This window comes from Psychrobacter sp. 1U2 (genome assembly GCF_051847575.1).
This window is the reverse complement of the sequence record NZ_JBPYDC010000736.1, coordinates 1-868: the sequence shown is the minus strand read 5'-3', so window position 1 is coordinate 868 and position 868 is coordinate 1. Positions and strand designations below refer to the sequence as shown.

The following is an 868-nucleotide window of genomic DNA, read 5'->3' as shown; positions in this document are numbered from 1 at the left end:
CTGGCATGTACGTCTAAATCCAGCGACATTACCAAAACTGAGGGTCAATCAAGAGTACGCAAGTTTGGTTAAACGCGGTGATGACAGTCCTGACAATCAATATTTGCGCGAAAACCTCACAGATGCACGACTCTTTATTCGTAGTATCGAGGAGCGTAATCAAAACTTGTTAAAGGTCGCTACTAGTATCGTGCGTCGTCAAGATGAGTTCTTGCAACATGGTGCCACAGCGATGCAACCGCTGATCCTAAAAGATGTTGCAGAAGAAGTAGAGCTGCATGAATCCACTGTCTCGCGCCTGACCACTAGCAAGACAATTTTAACCCCTCAAGGGCTATTTTCTCTCAAGCACTTTTTTTCATCCCATGTTAGCAGTAATGATGGAGACATCTCATCTACTGCTATCAGTGCCATGATCAAGCAGCTTATTAAGGATGAAAATCCCAAAAAGCCCTTATCCGATAGCCGTATTCAAACTCAGCTACTTACTGATGGTATAGATATCGCACGACGTACAGTAGCCAAGTATCGAGAAGCGATGAATATCAGCTCTTCTACGCAGCGCAAACAAAAATATTAAGAACTGCTTATCTCGTAAAAATGTTTTAACTATAAAGATTGAATAATACTAGATAGAAGGTTTAGCGCTTTAGTAGCGGCTGATATCTACTAGAAAGATTGTTTTATATAATAGTCTCAATTAAAAAGAAAAATTCCTGATTATATATAATTGTGAAAAGAACAAAAGACTTGATTACATTTAATTACAATATAGCGTATTGCTACTAATCAGCTTTCATGACAAATTAGAAGCATATCAATAATAAATTTACAGCAGTTACTCTATATTATAAATAAGTGGTTGTTA

The 868-nt window shown here is 37.6% G+C and carries 1 protein-coding gene; it reads left to right on the top strand.

From position 1 onward, the window contains the following. On the top strand, positions 1-580 hold a 580-nt coding region (locus ACS8FD_RS18415), incomplete at its 5' end, for an RNA polymerase factor sigma-54 (RefSeq protein WP_439276912.1). Positions 581-868: the final 288 nt, after the last annotated feature.